The organism is Kitasatospora sp. NPDC001132, from assembly GCF_053598415.1.
This window is the reverse complement of sequence record NZ_JBSFKF010000066.1, coordinates 1-16112: the sequence shown is the minus strand read 5'-3', so window position 1 is coordinate 16112 and position 16112 is coordinate 1. Positions and strand designations below refer to the sequence as shown.

Below are 16112 nucleotides of genomic sequence, written 5' to 3'. Positions count from 1 at the left end.
CGCCGAACGCGCCGATCACCTGCCGGCCCGTCACCGCGGAAACGAACAAGAGCACGGCCGGACAGGCGACGCTTCGGCTGCGGGTCTCCACCCCGGGACAGGAGTCCCGCAGCGCCCGGTAGATGTCACCGGCGAAGTCGCCGTCGAACAACCTGGACCGCGGCTACGACAGCGACAGGTACCGTTGCCTACTCGAGAGTTGGGTTTCACCGGCAAGATCGCCCGCAAGGGCGTCCCCCGCCCCGGTCCAGGCCGACAAGAGGCGGGCGGTGGAGCGGAGTCACTCGTGGATGAACGGCTTCGGCAAGCAGCGGAGCTGCACCGGGAAGCGCAGCCGCGTCGCGGACTTCTACCTCTACCCGTCCACCGCGATCGTCACACTGCGTGTGCTCGTCCGCCACCCGACCTCGCGCTACCACGGGGATGGCCGCCCCACCACCAAAAACCTGACGGGCCCACGCCGGTGATCAGGATGCGCGGGCGTGGCAGGACTCGGTGTCCGTGGCGGTCAGTGTCTCAGTCGAAGCCGCCACCGGGCCAGCCATTGGGCGAGCACGACGGCCTGGCCGTGGTCCGCATCCAAAGCCGCCACCGGACCAGCCATCCGGCGAACACGACGGCCTGGCCGTGGTCCGCATCCAAAGCCGCCACCGGACCAGCCATCCGGCAAGCACGACGGCCTGGCCGTGGTCCGCATCCAAAGCCGCCACCGGACCAACCATTGGGCGAGCACGGCGGCCTGGCTGGGGGTCCGCATCCTTGGTGGCGGTCAGCAGCGTGAGCTTGTCGTGGGCGGCGGGGTCGCGCAGGTGCCCGGCCGCCTCGTGGTGTCGCGCATCCCGCAGTTCGGCCAGGTAGCGGCGGCGAGCGGGCGGGCAGGCGGGTAGGGCGGGGTACGCGCGGGTGGCGTGCGGCCGGGAGCGCGGACGAGCGGGTGGCGCGGCGACACGCCGGGCATTCACCCCCACGAGTGATTGTGACACTGTGCGCACGAGTAGACACTCTGGGTATCCGGAGGGCTCGTGGGGCCCTCCCGGCACAAGGAGGGCCGTCATGGCCGCAGCCGAACCCACCGCCTCCCAGGTCCCGCAGATCACCGGCGCACTGCAGTCCACCGACACCGAGCAGCACCTCGCCGACATCGGCGGCAACCTCGGCGCCGTGTGGCGCGGCTGGGTGAACTGGAGCCCCGGCAACGGGACGTTCAACCTGCAGATCTCGTGGAACGTCATCGGGATCGACTCGACCGTCGTCATCACCGCCTCGGAGACCGACGCCAACGGCAACCGGTTCGTCGGTGCCGCACCGTTCCAGGTGTCGAGCATCGCCCCCGGCAACGGCGTCGTCACCTTCAAGATCAACATCGGCTGGAACAGCCCCCTGCCGATGCGCACCGACATCCTCGTCTTCAACTGACCGCGAGAATGCGGTGGCACCGCCCGGAGGCCCGACCCTCCAACCGACCGACGCTCCCGCCGTCCTCACGAGGAACCGTCAGCCACCCGAGCGGTGCCACCACACACAACCGACCAGCCAGCCGGCCGCAACCCCCCCAACACCCCCGCACACCAACCGACCCGCACACGCCGGACCGAGTCCAACGCCCGATCACCGCCGGCGTTGAACCGAAGGCAGGCGCACCTTGTCACCACCGGAGGCGTCCAGCTCCTGCAAGGTCGCCGATCCTAAGGCGAACTCACGACGGAGTCTCCCAGCTCGGCGGCCATGAGTCGGCACCGGCAGCAGATCCCGCACCGCCCCCACCCGGCGTCGCTCATGTCGCCGTCGCAGCGCCGAACACACGCGCCATGGTCGCCCACATCACCGTACCGGCACGCAAAGCAGCCACACCTCGGGGAACCGGAGTCGCCCACGACCGCAGCAACGGCGCACCAAAACGGCAACAGGGCCTCCTCGCGGCCTTTCGGTCTCCACAACCCCCAAGCCGCACAGAGGCCCTGCCCCCATGCGACGACACCGCCGGGACCACCCGAACCGGGAACCCGAGAACACCCGTGCCGACCCCAAACCGCGTGACGGGTTTGCGGATCGCTCCCCCAGCGCCGGCAGGCCGCCGTCCCCGATCGGTCAGGGGTTCCAGACCCCCGTGAGTGCCGTCGTCCGCACGTACTCCTCGAACGATCGCGGGGCCCGGCCGAGTGCCTCTTGAACCCCGGTGCTGACATAGTCGTCCTCGCCGAGGCGTATACCGTCCAGAAAAGCCGCGACGGCTTCGGCGTCCGCAATGTCGTGGCCCGCCGCGACCTGCGCCGCGACGTAGTCGGCCGGGTCCTGGTGACGATGGCGCAACTCACGTCCGACGGCAGCACCAATGAGGGCGAGGGCCTCCCCGAACGTGAGCGCCCGAGGCCCGGACAGTTCATAGGCCCTGCCCGCATGGCCGTCACCGGTAAGAGCAGCCACCGCGACGTCCGCGATGTCCTCCACGTCGACGAAGGGTTCACGACCATCCCCGGCAGGAGTCGCAAGTTCACCACCCAGGACCGATGGGAGGAAGAAATCCGGCGCGGAGAAATCCTGCGAGAACCAACAAGGCCGCAACACCGTCCATTCCAGCCCCGATCCACGAACTGCCGCCTCCGTCTCCGGTACGCCGCCGTCGGCGTCGAGGCCGCGTACCGACAACTGGACGATCCGCCGGACCCCGGCCGCCTTCGCCCGGTCCACCAACTCGGCGCGTTCGGGCAGGCCGAGCGTTTCGGTCGGGACGAAGTACACCGCCTCCATGCCGGCCAAGGCCCGGTCCCAGGTGGAACGGTCGGCCCAGTCGAAGCGGATCTCCGCCGAGCGGGAGGCCGAGCGGACGGTGTGGCCGAGGGACGTGAGGCGGGGAACGATGCGACTACCGGTCTTGCCGGTGGCACCGAGAACGAGAATCTGTGTCATGTCCTTCAGTCAACAAGGGTTCTCTGGGACGTTCCATGGCCGAGACGGCCAGATCAATGTGCGATCGTTCCAGCATGGATCTTCTTGATGACTATCTCGCCGGGGTCAGGGCGCGCGGGGCGGCGTTCTGCAGCACGGTGAGCGCGCCGCCGTGGGGCATGCGGTTCACCGATCCGGCGCCGCTGACGCTCAGTGCGATGCTGCGCGGCGACGCGTGGCTCGTGCCCGCCGAGGGCGAAGCGGTCGAGCTGCCGCAGGGCGCCGTCGCGCTCGTGCGGACGCGGTCGCCCTACAGCGTCGCGGATCGGCCGGGCAGCGGGGTGCGGGTGCTGGTGGACGGTGCCGACCGTTGCACCCTTGTCGGTGATCCGGAAGAAACGGGGCGCAATTGGAGGGTGACCGGCCGCACCGTCGGGGACACGGCGGACAGCACGACGGATCTACTGGTCACCGCCGGATACCGGGGCGGTGGCAATCTGTCCCGGCCACTGCTCGACGCGCTGCCGCCGGTCACGATCGTGCGCCCTGATTCCGGCCTGTCCGCGCTCCTCGGCCTGATCGCCGCCGAGGTCGAGCACGATGAGCCAGGGCAGCAGACCGTCCTGGACCGCTTCTTGGACCTGCTTCTCGTCCGGGCCCTGCGGATGTGGTTCGCACACCCGGGCGCCACCCCGCCCCCCGGCTACCGGGCCCTCGCCGATCCGCACATCGGGCACGTACTGCGCCGGCTGCACGAGGAACCGGCCCGGCCGTGGACGGTCGCCTCGCTCGCGGCCGAGGCCGGTATGTCCCGCACCACGTTCGCCCGGCGCTTCTCGGCCCTGGTCGGGAGGCCGCCGCTGGCGTACCTCACCGACTGGCGGATGGCTCTGGCCGCCGATCGGCTCCGCATGCCGGGTGCGACAGTGGCGAAAGTGGGCAAGGAAGTCGGGTATGCGGACGGATTCGCGTTCAGTGCGGCGTTCAAGCGGGTACGAGGGGTGGCGCCGTCCGCTCATCGGGACACGATAGTCGTCAAGTCAAATGAGGCGCTTTCATCACCACGGGAGGGCGTCAAGTCCGTTTCTGGATGATCTGGTGTCGCCCGTTCGTGCGTACGGAGTCGTTCAGGCTGACTCGCATGTCGCGTGCATGGTGCTGCGGGGGCAGGGAACGGACGCCGCACTCAACAGACTCGTCCGACGGGCAGTGGGCCCTGATCGAGCCACTGGTCACCGCCTGGAAGCAGGAGCGGGTGTCGCGCTCGGCGACCGGGGACCCCGGCCCCTGCGACCTGCGCGAGGTCGTGAACGCGCTGCCGTAACAGAACCGGACGGGCTGCCAGTGACGGTTCCTGCCGCACGACTTCCCGGCCTGGTCAGCGGTGTTCCACTACTTCAGCCTGTGGCGCCGGGACGTCCTCGACCAGCGGACCCAGGAGATCCTGCGCCGCCGGGTGCGGGAGCGGGCCAGACGATCAGAGGACCCCTGGTGATCACCGACACCCAGTCCGTGCGCGCGACAGGCCCAGGACTGCCGTGCCGTTCCGCACTCCTGCTCGCTCGACGCAGCGGCACTGCCCACCGAATCGGGCATGGCCGTGCCGGGTTCGACGGCCTCGGCCGAGGCCTTGTCCAGCTGCTGTACCTTGAGCAGACCCAGCAGACCGGCGAACTGCTCCGTGTCGCCGCCCGGTTGCCGGAGCGGGACACGATCGTCCAGGGCCACCTCGACCGACCGGTGGGCGGCGACGGCGTAGATCGGGCGCTGTCTGGTCCAGCCGGTGCTGGTCCACAGCAGCAGCGTGCCCGGATAGAGGGCCGGCCCCGACAAGCCGGGACGGCCGGTCGATCTTCGGTTCGACCGGCCGTTTCGTTCGCGGCCAGAACATTGCGGTGCTTGCCGGCTTCCAGGACCACGGCGAGCCCGAAGGTGCCGGGCGGCGGGAAGGCCGTGCCGCACTCGAGCGGCAGGCCGCACCGCAGTAGAGCCGCCGCCGCGAGCACCCCCGGGGCAGCGGCTTGCGGCAGCACCGGCACGTCCGGGCGGCCCGGGGCCCGCCTCCAGAGTGCGCCCCGGGCCGCCGTCAGTCGCGGTCGGCAGCGAGGGCGCCGCGCTGCCGCTGGGCGGCTGTCGACAGGGCCTTCGTCGTACTGCTGGTCAGTGCGCGGTGGACTTCACCAGGTCGGACGGGTCGGTGTTCGCCCCGCACAGCACCACGCAGACCTTCTCCCCGCTGCCGGGCCGGTAGCTGCGGCCCACCGTGGCGGGGCGGGTCGGCAGGTCGCGGTCGGCGACGTGCCGGTCCGGGGCGGTGAGCGCGGCCAGCGCGGTCGCGGCGCCCGTCTCGACGGCCACCTTGCGGTGGTCCCACAGCGCCTGGCGGGCCCGAGCGATCTCCGTGTCCGGCACCAGCACGGAGTGCACGCCGTCCTGCTGTGCGGCGGCGAGGGCCATGGCGGAGGTTCGGCGGGCGCCGAGGGAGTCGGCGGCGATCGAATCGACGGTGACGTCGACCAGGCGGCCGGCCTCGATCGCGGCGTTCAGCGCGCGGCAGTTCTCCGGCTCGACGGCGACGGTGCGGATGCCGTGGTGCCGGGCGGCGGTGGCGACGCCGGCGAACAGACCGCCGCCGCCGACCGCGACCACCACGGTGTCCAGACCGGGGATCTGCTGGTGGATCTCCTCCAGCAGGGTGCCGGCCCCGGCGGCGATCAGCGGGTGGTCGTAGGCGTGCGAGGCGAGCGCGCCGGTGGCGACGGCGAACTCCTCGCAGGCCGCGAGGGCTTCGGCGTACTCCGCGCCGACCAGCCGCACCTCGGCGCCGTAGCCACGCAGCTTGGCCACCTTCACCGCCGGAGCGGTCTCCGGGAGGAAGACCGTCGCACGGACGCCCTGCTGCCGGGCGGCCCAGGCGCACGCCAGCCCGGCGTTGCCACCCGACGCGATGGTCACCCCCGAGTCCGGCAGGGCGTCGGCGTCACGGTGGGCCTGGATGAAGTTCTGCGCGCCGCGGGCCTTGAACGAGCCGGTGTGCTGCATGAACTCCATGGCCACCCACACCTCGCACGGGACGACCTCACGCTCCTCCAGGGGGTCGCGGTGGGCGGTGCGGATCGCACCCGGGTCGACCTGGGCCAGGGCGACGGGGCGGATGCGTCCGGCGATGCGGTCGGTGGCGGCCTTGATGTCGCCGTACGTGAGCTGGTGCACTTCGTTGCTCCTGCGATGAGATGGTCACGACCAGGCGATGAGCCGGCCGGTGGTGGTCAGGCCGAGGAAGAACACGAACGCGATCCGGCGGCCGGCCAGGTTCGGGGCGACCGCGTGGAAGTTCGCGGGGGGGGTGAAGAGCAGTCCGTCGCCGAGCTGCGGCGCGAGGTCGACGCGCCGGCCGTGCCCGACCGCCTCGAACCGGTAGCCGTACGCCCGGCGGTGCCCTTCGTCGGCGGGCTCCCGGAGGTGGCGCCATACGGTGCTCGCCCCGCCCTCCTCCGGGACGCGGAGGCCGGTGGGGAACTCGCGGTTGATGTCGTCGTAGTGCGCCAGGGCCCCGCGTTGATCTCGCGCAGGGTGTCACCGAAGACCGGGCAGCCGACGATGGCGGCCGGGGCGAGGGCGGCGCCCCAGGCGGAGCCGAGGCGGGCCGGCGAGACGGCGATCGGGTCCGGGCGCATCCCGGCCCGCTGCCAGGTTGCGCTGGCGGTCTCCGCGTCGCGTCAGTACCGGCCGGAGTCCAGCTGGCCGTCCTGGCCGCGGTGGTCGTTGAGGACCGGACCGAACCGGACGATCGGGGTCGGCACCGGGCCGGGTCGTAGTCGGCGGTGGGCAGCCGGTCCAGCGCGGGCAGCGCGCTCACGCAGGTCTGCCGGTCGACGAAATCGGGGACGCGGACGGCCGCGAGGGTGCCGGCGGCGAGGTCGGCCAGGTGCCGGTCGGTGAAGGACGTGCTGTCCACAGCGGTGAACAGCGGGTCGAGTGCCGTGGTGCGGGGCATGTCGCCTCCGTGAGGATGCATGAGCCTCCGTGACGGTACGGTGTACCGTACGCTGACTCGCATGCCGAGGCAATCCACTTCCCTCAACCGCGCTACTCCCGAACGGATCGCTGAGCAAGCCCTGTTGATCGTGGATCAGGATGGGCACACCGCGCTCAGCTTCCGCACCCTGGCCACCGCGCTGGACATCCCCGTGGCGTCCCTCCAGCGCCGCGTCACCGACCTGGCCGGCCTGCTCGACCTGGTGACCGACCATCTCGCCGCCCGCCTGCCGCACATCCCGTCGGGCACCGACTGGGCCACCGCGACGGAGACGCGCTTCACCGCGCTGTACGAGCTGCTGACGGCCCATCCGGGCCTGGTCGCCCTGCGCGGCGACCGGCCCTGGCTCGGCCCGCAGCTGCTCAAGCGCCTGGTGGAGCCGCAGCTCGCCGACTCCCTCGCCGCCGGCATGACCCCGGCCGAGGCGATCGTCACCTACCGGCGGCTGTACCTACTGACCCTGGGCAGCGCGAGCTTCGTCAACCACCGCGACCCCAAGGCCGCCCGGGCCGCCACCCGGCGCGCGCTGGCCGAACTCGACCCGGAGGAGTTCCCCGTGCTGACCGGGCAGCTCGGAGCCGTCCTGCTCGCCGTGGTCGACCACGAGGTCTACTTCGGCGCACTCCACCAGCTCATCGCCGCGGCCGATCCGGCCCGGGCCGCGCTGGTGCCCGGGCAGGCGGCCGAGGGGAAGTAGATCACATACCTCACGGCACGCCCCCATCCGGGTGTCGTCGGGGCATCCCGGTTCATTTCACCGGCTGATACGACATAGATCATTTCTGTGTGCCGGTGTCACTCACTGGAACGACACTCGCGATCCACCCGAAGGAGCCCCGATGCGGCTGAGCATCTCTCGTAGGACCCCCATTTGCATGGGACTCACCCTCGTCGCTTTTGGCGTCATTACGCCACCCGCTACCGCACAAGCGGCCGCCTCGGACGCGGACGTACTCGGCGTGTCGCAGTCGGCCACGGGGCCCATCAACCCGGTTCCCGGCGTGCCCTCCGCCAAGGCGAGAAGAACCGATCGCGCCACCATCCAGGGGCCGGTCGTGAACGTGGCCAGCTGCAGCGAGAGCGACCTGCAAGCCGCGATCGGCGCTGTCGCGACGGTGGGCGGCACGGTCAACCTCAGACCGGGTTGCACCTACACCCTCACTGACGCCGCACCGCCGAACGACGACAACGGACTGCCGGTCATCACAAGCACCGTTACGATCAACGGAAGCGGCGACACCATCACTCGAGCGGCAAGCGCGGCCAATTTCCGCTTCTTCCAAGTCAACGGCTCCAATGGGAACCTCACTCTCAACAGCTTGACCCTCAGCAACGGTCACGCGTCCAGCAGCCTCGGCAACGGCCGGGGCGGTGCCATCTGGCTCAGTGGCGGCGGGCCCGAACTGACGCTGAACAACACCGTCCTCACCACCAACACCGCCGACAGCTTCGGTGGGGCCGTCGACAACGACAATGGCGCGTTGACCGTCAACCGGAGCGTGCTCCGCAACAACACCGCGGCGGCCGGCGGGGCCCTGTTCGTCAGCCCGTTCGGAGGCTCCGGCACGGCGTCCGTCACCGCAAGCACGATCGTCGGCAACCACGCAAGAACCCTGGCCGGCGGGATCGCCGCCGCGGTCGGCACGACGGTGACGCTATCCAGCAGCGCAGTCTCCGGCAACGACGTCACCGGGAGCAATGCGCTGGGCGGCGGCATCGCACAAGCCGGCACCATCACGCTGCAGACGAGCACGGTCACCGGCAACACCGCCACCGGTAACAATGCGCAGGGCGGCGGCATCTACAACTTGACCGGCACGGTGCGGCTCACTGACAGCCCGGTCTTCGGCAACACCACCAACGGTACGAACTCCCGCGGTGGCGGCATCGTCAACACGGCCTTCGGCAACGCGACTCTCACCCGTAGCCCGGTGACCAAGAACCAGGCGCTGGGAACGGGTGCAGACGCTGGCGGCATCTTCAGGGCCAGCGGCACGGTGACGCTGAACGTCAGTCCCGTCGTCCTCAACCAGCCCAACAACTGCGGTAGCCCCAGCACCGTACCCGGCTGCGTCTAGGAAGCCGTTGTCGTACCGATCTTGGTGGACGCGGGTTCGACCGCGGGAACTCGGTCGGGCGATCTCGTCGCCCGCCGGGCATGAAAACAGGGCCTCTGGTGCAGCTCGGGGTTGTCGAGGCCCATGGTCAACGCCGTCGCCCCCGCCGTGGTGAAGACGAAGTTCGCCGAGGCGCTGTACGAGGGCCGGAAGAAGAAGGTCGCCGCCGCCTACCCGCTGGGTCGCCTCGGCGTCCCGGAGGACGTCGCGGGCGCGGTCGCCTTCCTGCGCTCCCCCGACGCCGGCTGGATCACCGGCCGGATCCTGGTCGTCGACGGCGGGGGCACTCCCGGCGGTGGGATGTGACACGGTGGGCCGGGTGGAGTCGACCGTCCCCGTCGATTCCACCCGGCCCACCGCGCCGTCACGGCCCGGTCGTCGGACGGACCTCAGAGGCCCAGTTCGCGAGCGATGATGTTGTGCTGGATGTCGGACGTCCCCGAGTAGAGCAACGACCCGACGGCGTCCCTGAGCTGCCATGACTCGGGGTTGGCGGACAGGTAGCCCTTCGCCCCCTGGAGACGCACGGCGTCGAGCGAGGACTGGACGTACGCCTCGGAGACGTACAGCTTGGCGACGGCCGCCTCCAGGGTGGCGTCCTTGCCCTCGTCCTTGAGCACGCCGATCCGCTGGACGAGTGCGCGTGCGGCGTCGAGCCGGACCTTCATCTCGGCGATGCGGTGGGAGACGGCCTGGAACTTCCCGATCGGCTCACCGAACTGCTGCCGCCGGCGGGCGTGTTGGACGGCGTTCTCCACCTGGCGGCGCATCACGCCCAGGCATGCCGCCAGGATGGAGCCGCGCTCGTACTCCATGGCGCTCTCGAAGACCCAGCTTCCGCGACCGGGCCGCCCCAGGACGGCGCTGTCGGGCACCCAGCACTGCTTCAGGTCCACACGGCCCATCGCCGCGGTGCGCAGCCCCATCTTGTCGAAGGCGGGGCTGCGTTCCAGGCCGGGGGTGTCGGCGTCCACGAGGAAGGCGGTGATCCCGAGCGGTCCGGCCTCTTCGTCGAGGGTGGCGTAGATGACGAGGAGGTCGGCCACCGGGGCACTGGTGATGTACGTCTTGGTGCCGTCGAGGAAGTAGCCGCCGCCGTCGGCGGGTCGCGCGGTCGTCTTCATCGCGTAGACGTCCGAGCCCGCCTCCGGCTCGGTCGAGGCGTTGGCCCCGATCAGCGTTCCGTCGGCCAGCCCGGGCAGGTAGCGTTCCCGCTGCTCCTGGGTGCCGTACAGCACCAGCGGGACCATGGTGGTCCAGAGGTGGGCGTTGAGCGAGAAGAGCAGGCCCTGGTCGTCGCTCCCGTAGCCGAGCCCCTCCATGACCGCGATCAGGTCGCTGAGCCGGGGCATCGACTCGCCCTCGTCCGGGATCGCCATCTTCAGCAGACCGAATTCGGCGCACAGCTTCCAGGCGGCCCGGTCGAAGACCCCGTCCCGGTTGCGGCCGGGGATGTCGTCGTTCAGATTCTGGCGGGCGAAGTCCGCAGCACGTTCGAAGAGTTCCCGTTGTCGCTCGTCGGTTCCGCTTGGCACAGGCCCTCCAGATGACGGTAGTCGGTCTTTCCTGTGGACGTGCGGGGCAGCTCCTCCAGGGCCTGGAACCGGTCGGGGAGCATGTACCGGGGCAGGTACCCCTGGGTGTAGCGCTTCAGGTCGGGTGCCGACGGCGCCCCGATGGGAGCGACGATGAACGCGGTGATGACGCACTGGCCGTCGCTGTCAGTGCTGACCACGGCCGCGTCGCCCAGGTCCGGGTGGGCCGCCAGGGCCTTCTCGATCTCGTCGAGCTCGATCCGGTAGCCGTGGCGCTTGACCATCCGGTCGCGCCGACCCCGGAAGACGAAGACGCCCCCCTCCCGCCGGACGACGTCGCCGGTGTCGTACCAGAGGCGCCCGTCGGCGGTGGTGAAGTGCGACGCCGACTGCACCGGCCGTCCGTCGCGCCAGTACCCCGGGAAGACCGAGGGGCCGGCGATCGCGAGGAACCCCTCCTCCCCGTCGACGGGGTTGTGGTCCTCGTCGACGAGCAGCGCGTCGCAGTGGGAGCACGGCGCACCGATGGGGTACTGGTCGTGGCGGTCGTCGGGGACCTTATCGGGGATGGGGTGGTAGGTGCAGACGTTGGTCTCGGTGGGCCCGTAGAGGTTGAAGTAGTCGGGGCCCGGCCAGGTCTGCTTGATGCGGCGCAGTTTCGCCGGGGGGAAGGGCTCGCCCGCGAAGAGGACGAGCCGGAGGTCCGCGGGGGCCGGCGGGGCGGGTTCCATCGCGCCGATCGCGCCGAGGATGGCCGGGGCCGAGTACCAGATGGTGATCCTGCGCGACGAGACGAATCTCGCGAGGTGGCGCGGGCTGGCCGCGAGGTCGGTGTCGATGAGGTGGACGCCGGCACCGTTGCGCAGCGCGGCGTAGACGTCGAAGACGGACAGGTCGAAGTGGAACGGCGCGTGGCCGGACAGCCGGTCGGCTTCGGTGACGGCGAAGGCGGCCGAGGCCCATTCGACGAAGCTGACGGCGTTGCGGTGGGTGATGGCCACGCCCTTGGGGGTTCCGGTGGAGCCGGATGTGTAGAGCAGGTAGGCCAGTCGGTCGGGATCGGGCTCGACCTGCGGGGCGTCCTTCTCGTCCGCCGCGAGGACATCGGCCCACACCGCGTGGGGTGTGTCGGACGGTTCCTGTGCGCCGGGGGCCAGCAGGACCGGCGTCAGGTGCGGTTGGACGGCCGTCCGGTCGAGGCGCAGAAGGGCGTCCGGTGTGGTGAAGGCGACACGGACCGCGCAGTCGGAGAGGATCTTGGCCGCGCGTTCGGCGGGGCCGTTCGCGTCGATGGGGACGTAGGCGGCGCCGGCGCGCAGCGTGCCGAGCATGACGGCGACCGTCTCGGGGGACTTGGGCAGCAGCAGGCCCACGCGGTCGCCCGGCCCCACGCCGTGGCGTGACAGGTACGCCGCGACCTTGGCGGACAGGCGGTGGAGCTCCCGGAAGGTGATGCCGCGTCCGTCGCTGCCGACGACGGCTTCGCCGTCCGGGAGGCGCTCGGCGGTGCGGCCGAGGTACTGGTCGAGGGAGTCCGGCGCTACGGTCGGATCAGCCTTCATTACCGGCGCCCCCGACGCGCACCTCGACGTACTCGACGATGTGGGTGACGGTCTTGAAGTATTCGCGCGGGTGGCTGACGCCGACCTCGATGTCGAAGGTGGTCTCCAGGAACGTGACCAGCTTCATGATGCCTATGGAGTCCAGGACTCCGCTCTCCACGAGTTCGAGGTCGTCGGGCAGCGCGCTCGGGTCGGTGTCCTTGATGATGTTCGCCAGGATGTAGGCGTGGATGCTGTCGTGGATGTCGCTCACAGTGGTCTCCGTGTGTCGGTGTGCTGACGCGAGGGCATGTTGGCGCGACCGCGTGTCAGGGTGATGGGGTGTCGGGGTGATGGCGCGTCGGGGTGTCCGTGCTGCCGCACCGGGGATGGCGCGGAGGCGGAGGAGCCGCAGTGGGTCAGAGGCGCGGCGCGTTGAGGACGGTGGCCGGCTCCGGCTCGGGCGCGAGGATCGTGTCGGACCAGCGGAACACCGCGGCCCCGGCCTCCGCCTGGCCGCCGAAGGTGTAGAGGACGGTCAGGTCCCCCGGCTTGATGAGGCCCTGTGAGGCGGCGGTGAAGGCGTTGAACGGCATCAGGACCGGCCCGATGTTCGCGACCCGCGGGAACGTGTTGACGACCCTCTCGGAGGCGACCTTGAGCGCGCGTGCGGAGAAGTCGGCGTGCCAGGCGGTCGGGGTGTTCACGATGAAGGCGGCCACGTCGTCCCGAGTGGCGCCGGCTGCCTCAAGGGCTCCGTCGACGGTCTTCAGAAGAAACGGTTCCGCGGTGTAGCGCAAGACGTGCGCGATCGACGGGTCCACCCGGAGACGGATGCGCCGGCCACCGGCCGTGGTGCCCGAACCGTCCTCGACCGTGTCCATCATCCAGGTGCCGCAGGTCTCGCTGGTGTTGAGCGTCTTGGCGCCCAGGAGCCCGAAGCCCTCCTCGACCTCGCCCACGACGATCGCCCCCGCGGCGTCGCCGCACAGCCGGAGGGTGACGTCGTCGGCGTCGATGGCCCTCGCCAGCATCGAGGTGGCCACGACCAGGACGCGCTTCTTCAGCCCCGAGCGGACCAGCGCGCACGCGGTCAGCAGCGCGGAGAGGGATCCCGAGCAGGTGGCCTCGACGTTGAAGGCGCCGCCTCCCGTTCCCAGTTCCTTCGCGAGGTAGCCGGCGTCCCCGGATCCCACCCGGTCGGGGAACATGGAGACCACGATGAGCCCGTCGATGTCGCCCGGTTCGAGTCCCGCCGCGGTCAGCGCGCGGGTGGCCGCCTGCGCGCCGAGCGACAGGGAGGTCTCGCCCTGGGCCGCGACGCGGCGTTCCACGCTCCCGAAGAAGGGGTCGTCGATGTAGGGCTGCATGGCCGCGTCGAAGTGGTTGCGGGGCGTGGGGCCCACGCTGTCCCCCGAGGGCGTGGTGGGCGGAAGCCCCCACCAGTCGTTCGTTCGCAGGCCTTGGGGCAGGTACGTCGCCAGGGACAGGATCCCGACGGATGTCATGACCGAACCTTTCGTTGGACGACAAGGAGCGGGTGCGGTGGTGCTGCCGGCGAGGGGAGCATGCGGGCACGGGGAATCCGACGGCCGGCGCCTCCCTGAAGGGGACACCGCCGTGGCCGTGCCGCCACGGGCCTCGAACCACCTCCGGCGGATCGGCCGCAGGCTCGACCGGAATTCCGCAGCCGTCGGCGGGCGCGGGTGCACCCGCCGACGAATGTTTCAAGGGGGGAGGACCGGACACCGGCGACCGGACTTGCAGACGGTACCCACGGGCGTCTCGCATGCAGGATGCGGACCCCGCGCCGTGCTTACCGAGGAACTGGGCGGTCCGACCGCCGCGGGAATTCGTTCCGACTTTCCCGCAGTGATCGGGCTCCGCTTCGAAGATCCTTGCAGAAAAGTCCCCCGCGTTCAAGGCTCCCCAGTCGCTCACGAACGCAGGCGCCTTCCGGTGTTACTCCTGCGCCTGGATTGGAGACCGGTGCACTCATGAGGTCCCACGAAGGGACGGAATACCAAAAATACCGACCACGCCGAAGTCCCACTTTTCGGACGTTTCCCGTCGAACAGTCCGACCACCACCGCCCGGCCTACCAAAAAAGGCCGACCAATGGCCGGAATCAAAACGCCCCGGAAGAACCGGAACCGGCACGGTCCGCTCCGATTGAAACCCATGGAAAAAGAGGAGCTGAAGTCACTCAGAGGATGTTAAGTCCGTTTCTGGATGATCTGGTGTCGCCCGTTCGTGTGTACGGAGTCGTTCAGGCTGACTCGCGGGTCGCGTGCATTGCTGCTGGGGCATGGGAGGACATCACCGTCGAGGCAGTCCGCCGCAACCCCGACACCCGGAGTGGCGCCCGCGAAACCGGAGGCGGGCAGGTCCGCAACGGGGAGTGGCTGACGACCTCGCCGGTCTTCGGTGCGGAGATCATCAGTTCGTCACCGACGTAGAGAGCCACGTGGTAGATGTGGCCACCGCCGTTGTGGCGCCAGAACAGCAGGTCTACACCGGGCCCAGCGTCTGGTACCGGGACCACTACCGCCCCACGTCGCCGCCCTGCGCGGCCCGAGCGGCCCGTTCGGCGGCTGCACCAAGGGCGAGCACCGGACCGAGCACCGGCTGCCCGGCCGGGTACCCAGCGCCTGGTGCACCACCGAGGAGGAGGCCTGACCGGCCGGCGCTACCGGGTCTTCCTGCGCGGATGTAACGGCCGAGCCGGACCACGGCGAACTCGGCCTCACGCACGAGGCGGGGACTCAAGGCATCGGGCGCGCTGCCGAAGTCCGGCTTCCAGCTCGTCGCGGCCTGTTGCCAGGCCCGGGCCGCCGCACGCAGAGCCCCGCCGGCCGCCCCGAGGACCCCCTGGGCAACAGGATCGGAGGTAAGGAGATCCCTGGTGTGCTCGATCAGCCGGGCGGTGAACAGGTGGGCGACCGCAGAGTGGTCGGCGGCGATCGACAGTTCGGCAACAGTGGCGTCCGGAAGGCGCTGAGCCGCCTGCTGCGCCACGTGGGCGGCGAGCCAATCCAGACCTGCACCGACCGCCCGCAGGTGCGAGGCCGCCGGGTCGGGCTCGGGCCAGGAGTAGAAGGCCTCGTCGCGCAGGTACCGTCCGAGGATCTCGATATTGCTGTGCAGTCGGGCCACGTCGCCCTCGGCGATACCGAGCGGGTCGGGGGCAAGCGGTCCGAACCGGCCGGACGAACGGTGGAGGAGCTTCGCCGCGAACCGTGCTTGCCTGTCGCCCCACAGCCCCACAGCCCCACAGCCCCATGGCCCGACCGGAGGTCGTTTTCGAACGCCGCCACACCGGCCATCGGGTATGAGCTACCACCGAACCGTGTCAACGAGCACCGGCCCGAGAAATGAACGAAGTCAGCAAATGGCTGAGAACAGCGAGTTAGTGGTTGTTGTTACATTCTCCCGGCCGACGGGCCGCGCGGGGTCGGTGTTCCCCCTCTCCCGCGCGACTGGAGATCAGCTGACCACAGGGCGGGAGCGGCAGCGCGCAGCGATGCACCTGCCCGAGTACGACCGAGCCCGGGAGTTGCCTAGCGGTCGTCCCCGCGTGCCCCACGGAATGAGGCTGGACCCAGGAGAACTGGACCGCCACCGGGGAGATCCCACTGTTCCTTGGCACCCGGGCATCCAGGCCCCAGGCATCCAGGCCCCGGGCATCCAGGTGTCCGGGCATAGGGAGGTAGGACACAACAGGTGCCGGACGGTCCGGGTATCCAGGTGCCGGGATGCAACGGGCGGCCGGGGCAGCCGGATCGGTGGTCGCCGCCTGGCGGGAACAGGGACGGGCAGTAGGATCGGCGCGTTGCATCCCGCATACCGCTGGTAGGAGACTTTTCATGGCTCAGGTCACGCTGAAGGGCAACCCGGTGCAGGTCGGCGGCGCACTGCCCGCCACCGGCACCCAGGCCCCCGCATTCACCCTCGTCGGCGAAGGACTCGCCGACGTCTCCCTGAAGGACTTCGC

General features: G+C 70.3%; 14 protein-coding genes and 3 pseudogenes. 7 read left to right on the top strand and 10 right to left on the bottom strand.

What is annotated here, in order from left to right; genetic code table 11:
- Positions 1 to 149: 149 nt before the first annotated feature.
- Positions 150 to 467: pseudogene (locus tag ACWDBE_RS38540) on the top strand (IS5/IS1182 family transposase); the annotation flags it as partial.
- Positions 468 to 709: 242 nt separating this feature from the next.
- Here the strand turns inward: ACWDBE_RS38540 and ACWDBE_RS38535 are convergent.
- A pseudogene (locus ACWDBE_RS38535) lies at positions 710 to 866 on the bottom strand (DUF488 family protein, N3 subclade); the annotation flags it as partial.
- Positions 867 to 1053: 187 nt separating this feature from the next.
- Between ACWDBE_RS38535 and ACWDBE_RS38530 the strand changes: the two are divergent.
- Positions 1054 to 1416 carry a hypothetical protein gene (locus ACWDBE_RS38530; protein WP_449810309.1) on the top strand — a complete coding sequence of 121 codons (363 nt, stop codon included), beginning with the start codon at positions 1054 to 1056 and terminating at the stop codon, positions 1414 to 1416.
- A gap of 672 nt (positions 1417 to 2088) precedes the next feature.
- On the opposite strand, the gene ACWDBE_RS38525 is transcribed toward ACWDBE_RS38530, so the two are convergent.
- Positions 2089 to 2907 (bottom strand): NAD(P)H-binding protein, encoded by an 819-nt coding sequence (locus ACWDBE_RS38525; RefSeq protein WP_449810308.1) that lies wholly within the window; start codon positions 2905 to 2907, stop codon positions 2089 to 2091.
- A 74-nt stretch (positions 2908 to 2981) separates the two neighbouring features.
- On the opposite strand from ACWDBE_RS38525, the gene ACWDBE_RS38520 reads away from it, so the two are divergent.
- Both ACWDBE_RS38520 and ACWDBE_RS38515 read left to right on the top strand, forming a co-directional pair.
- Positions 2982 to 3980, top strand: a complete 999-nt coding sequence (locus tag ACWDBE_RS38520; protein ID WP_449810307.1) for an AraC family transcriptional regulator — start codon at positions 2982 to 2984, stop codon at positions 3978 to 3980.
- A 47-nt stretch (positions 3981 to 4027) separates the two neighbouring features.
- On the top strand, positions 4028 to 4210 hold the full coding sequence (locus ACWDBE_RS38515) for a hypothetical protein (protein ID WP_449810306.1): 183 nt from the start codon (positions 4028 to 4030) through the stop codon (positions 4208 to 4210).
- 68 nt (positions 4211 to 4278) lie between these two features.
- On the opposite strand, the gene ACWDBE_RS38510 is transcribed toward ACWDBE_RS38515, so the two are convergent.
- Positions 4279 to 4719, bottom strand: a complete 441-nt coding sequence (locus ACWDBE_RS38510) for a hypothetical protein (protein WP_449810305.1) — start codon at positions 4717 to 4719, stop codon at positions 4279 to 4281.
- A 327-nt stretch (positions 4720 to 5046) separates the two neighbouring features.
- Positions 5047 to 6099: a threonine/serine dehydratase gene (locus ACWDBE_RS38505; RefSeq protein WP_449810304.1), complete on the bottom strand. Its 1053-nt coding sequence runs from the start codon at positions 6097 to 6099 to the stop codon at positions 5047 to 5049.
- 914 nt (positions 6100 to 7013) lie between these two features.
- Here ACWDBE_RS38505 and ACWDBE_RS38500 point away from each other — a divergent pair.
- The 3 genes and pseudogenes from ACWDBE_RS38500 to ACWDBE_RS38490 form a co-directional block, all read left to right on the top strand.
- Complete coding sequence (locus ACWDBE_RS38500; protein WP_449810303.1) at positions 7014 to 7622, top strand: TetR/AcrR family transcriptional regulator C-terminal domain-containing protein; 609 nt, start codon at positions 7014 to 7016, stop codon at positions 7620 to 7622.
- 178 nt (positions 7623 to 7800) lie between these two features.
- Complete coding sequence (locus tag ACWDBE_RS38495) at positions 7801 to 9003, top strand: hypothetical protein (protein WP_449810302.1); 1203 nt, start codon at positions 7801 to 7803, stop codon at positions 9001 to 9003.
- A gap of 126 nt (positions 9004 to 9129) precedes the next feature.
- Positions 9130 to 9348, top strand: a pseudogene (locus ACWDBE_RS38490) (SDR family oxidoreductase); the annotation flags it as partial.
- An 83-nt stretch (positions 9349 to 9431) separates the two neighbouring features.
- On the opposite strand, the gene ACWDBE_RS38485 reads toward ACWDBE_RS38490, so the two are convergent.
- From ACWDBE_RS38485 to ACWDBE_RS38460, 6 genes are all read right to left on the bottom strand, one after another.
- Positions 9432 to 10577 carry an acyl-CoA dehydrogenase family protein gene (locus ACWDBE_RS38485; protein WP_449810301.1) on the bottom strand — a complete coding sequence of 382 codons (1146 nt, stop codon included), beginning with the start codon at positions 10575 to 10577 and terminating at the stop codon, positions 9432 to 9434.
- Positions 10505 to 12139, bottom strand: coding sequence for an amino acid adenylation domain-containing protein (locus ACWDBE_RS38480; RefSeq protein WP_449810300.1), 1635 nt, complete (start codon positions 12137 to 12139; stop codon positions 10505 to 10507). The genes ACWDBE_RS38485 and ACWDBE_RS38480 overlap by 73 nt, the downstream gene beginning before the upstream one ends.
- Positions 12129 to 12392: a hypothetical protein gene (locus tag ACWDBE_RS38475; protein ID WP_449810299.1), complete on the bottom strand. Its 264-nt coding sequence runs from the start codon at positions 12390 to 12392 to the stop codon at positions 12129 to 12131. The genes ACWDBE_RS38480 and ACWDBE_RS38475 overlap by 11 nt, the downstream gene beginning before the upstream one ends.
- 145 nt (positions 12393 to 12537) lie before the next feature.
- Positions 12538 to 13626 (bottom strand): 3-oxoacyl-ACP synthase III family protein, encoded by a 1089-nt coding sequence (locus tag ACWDBE_RS38470; RefSeq protein WP_449810298.1) that lies wholly within the window; start codon positions 13624 to 13626, stop codon positions 12538 to 12540.
- Positions 13627 to 14387: 761 nt separating this feature from the next.
- Entirely contained in the window at positions 14388 to 14585 is a 198-nt protein-coding gene (locus ACWDBE_RS38465; protein ID WP_449810297.1) for a hypothetical protein, read from the bottom strand.
- 77 nt (positions 14586 to 14662) lie between these two features.
- Positions 14663 to 15385: a hypothetical protein gene (locus ACWDBE_RS38460; RefSeq protein WP_449810296.1), complete on the bottom strand. Its 723-nt coding sequence runs from the start codon at positions 15383 to 15385 to the stop codon at positions 14663 to 14665.
- Between the last annotated feature and the right edge of the window lie 727 nt (positions 15386 to 16112).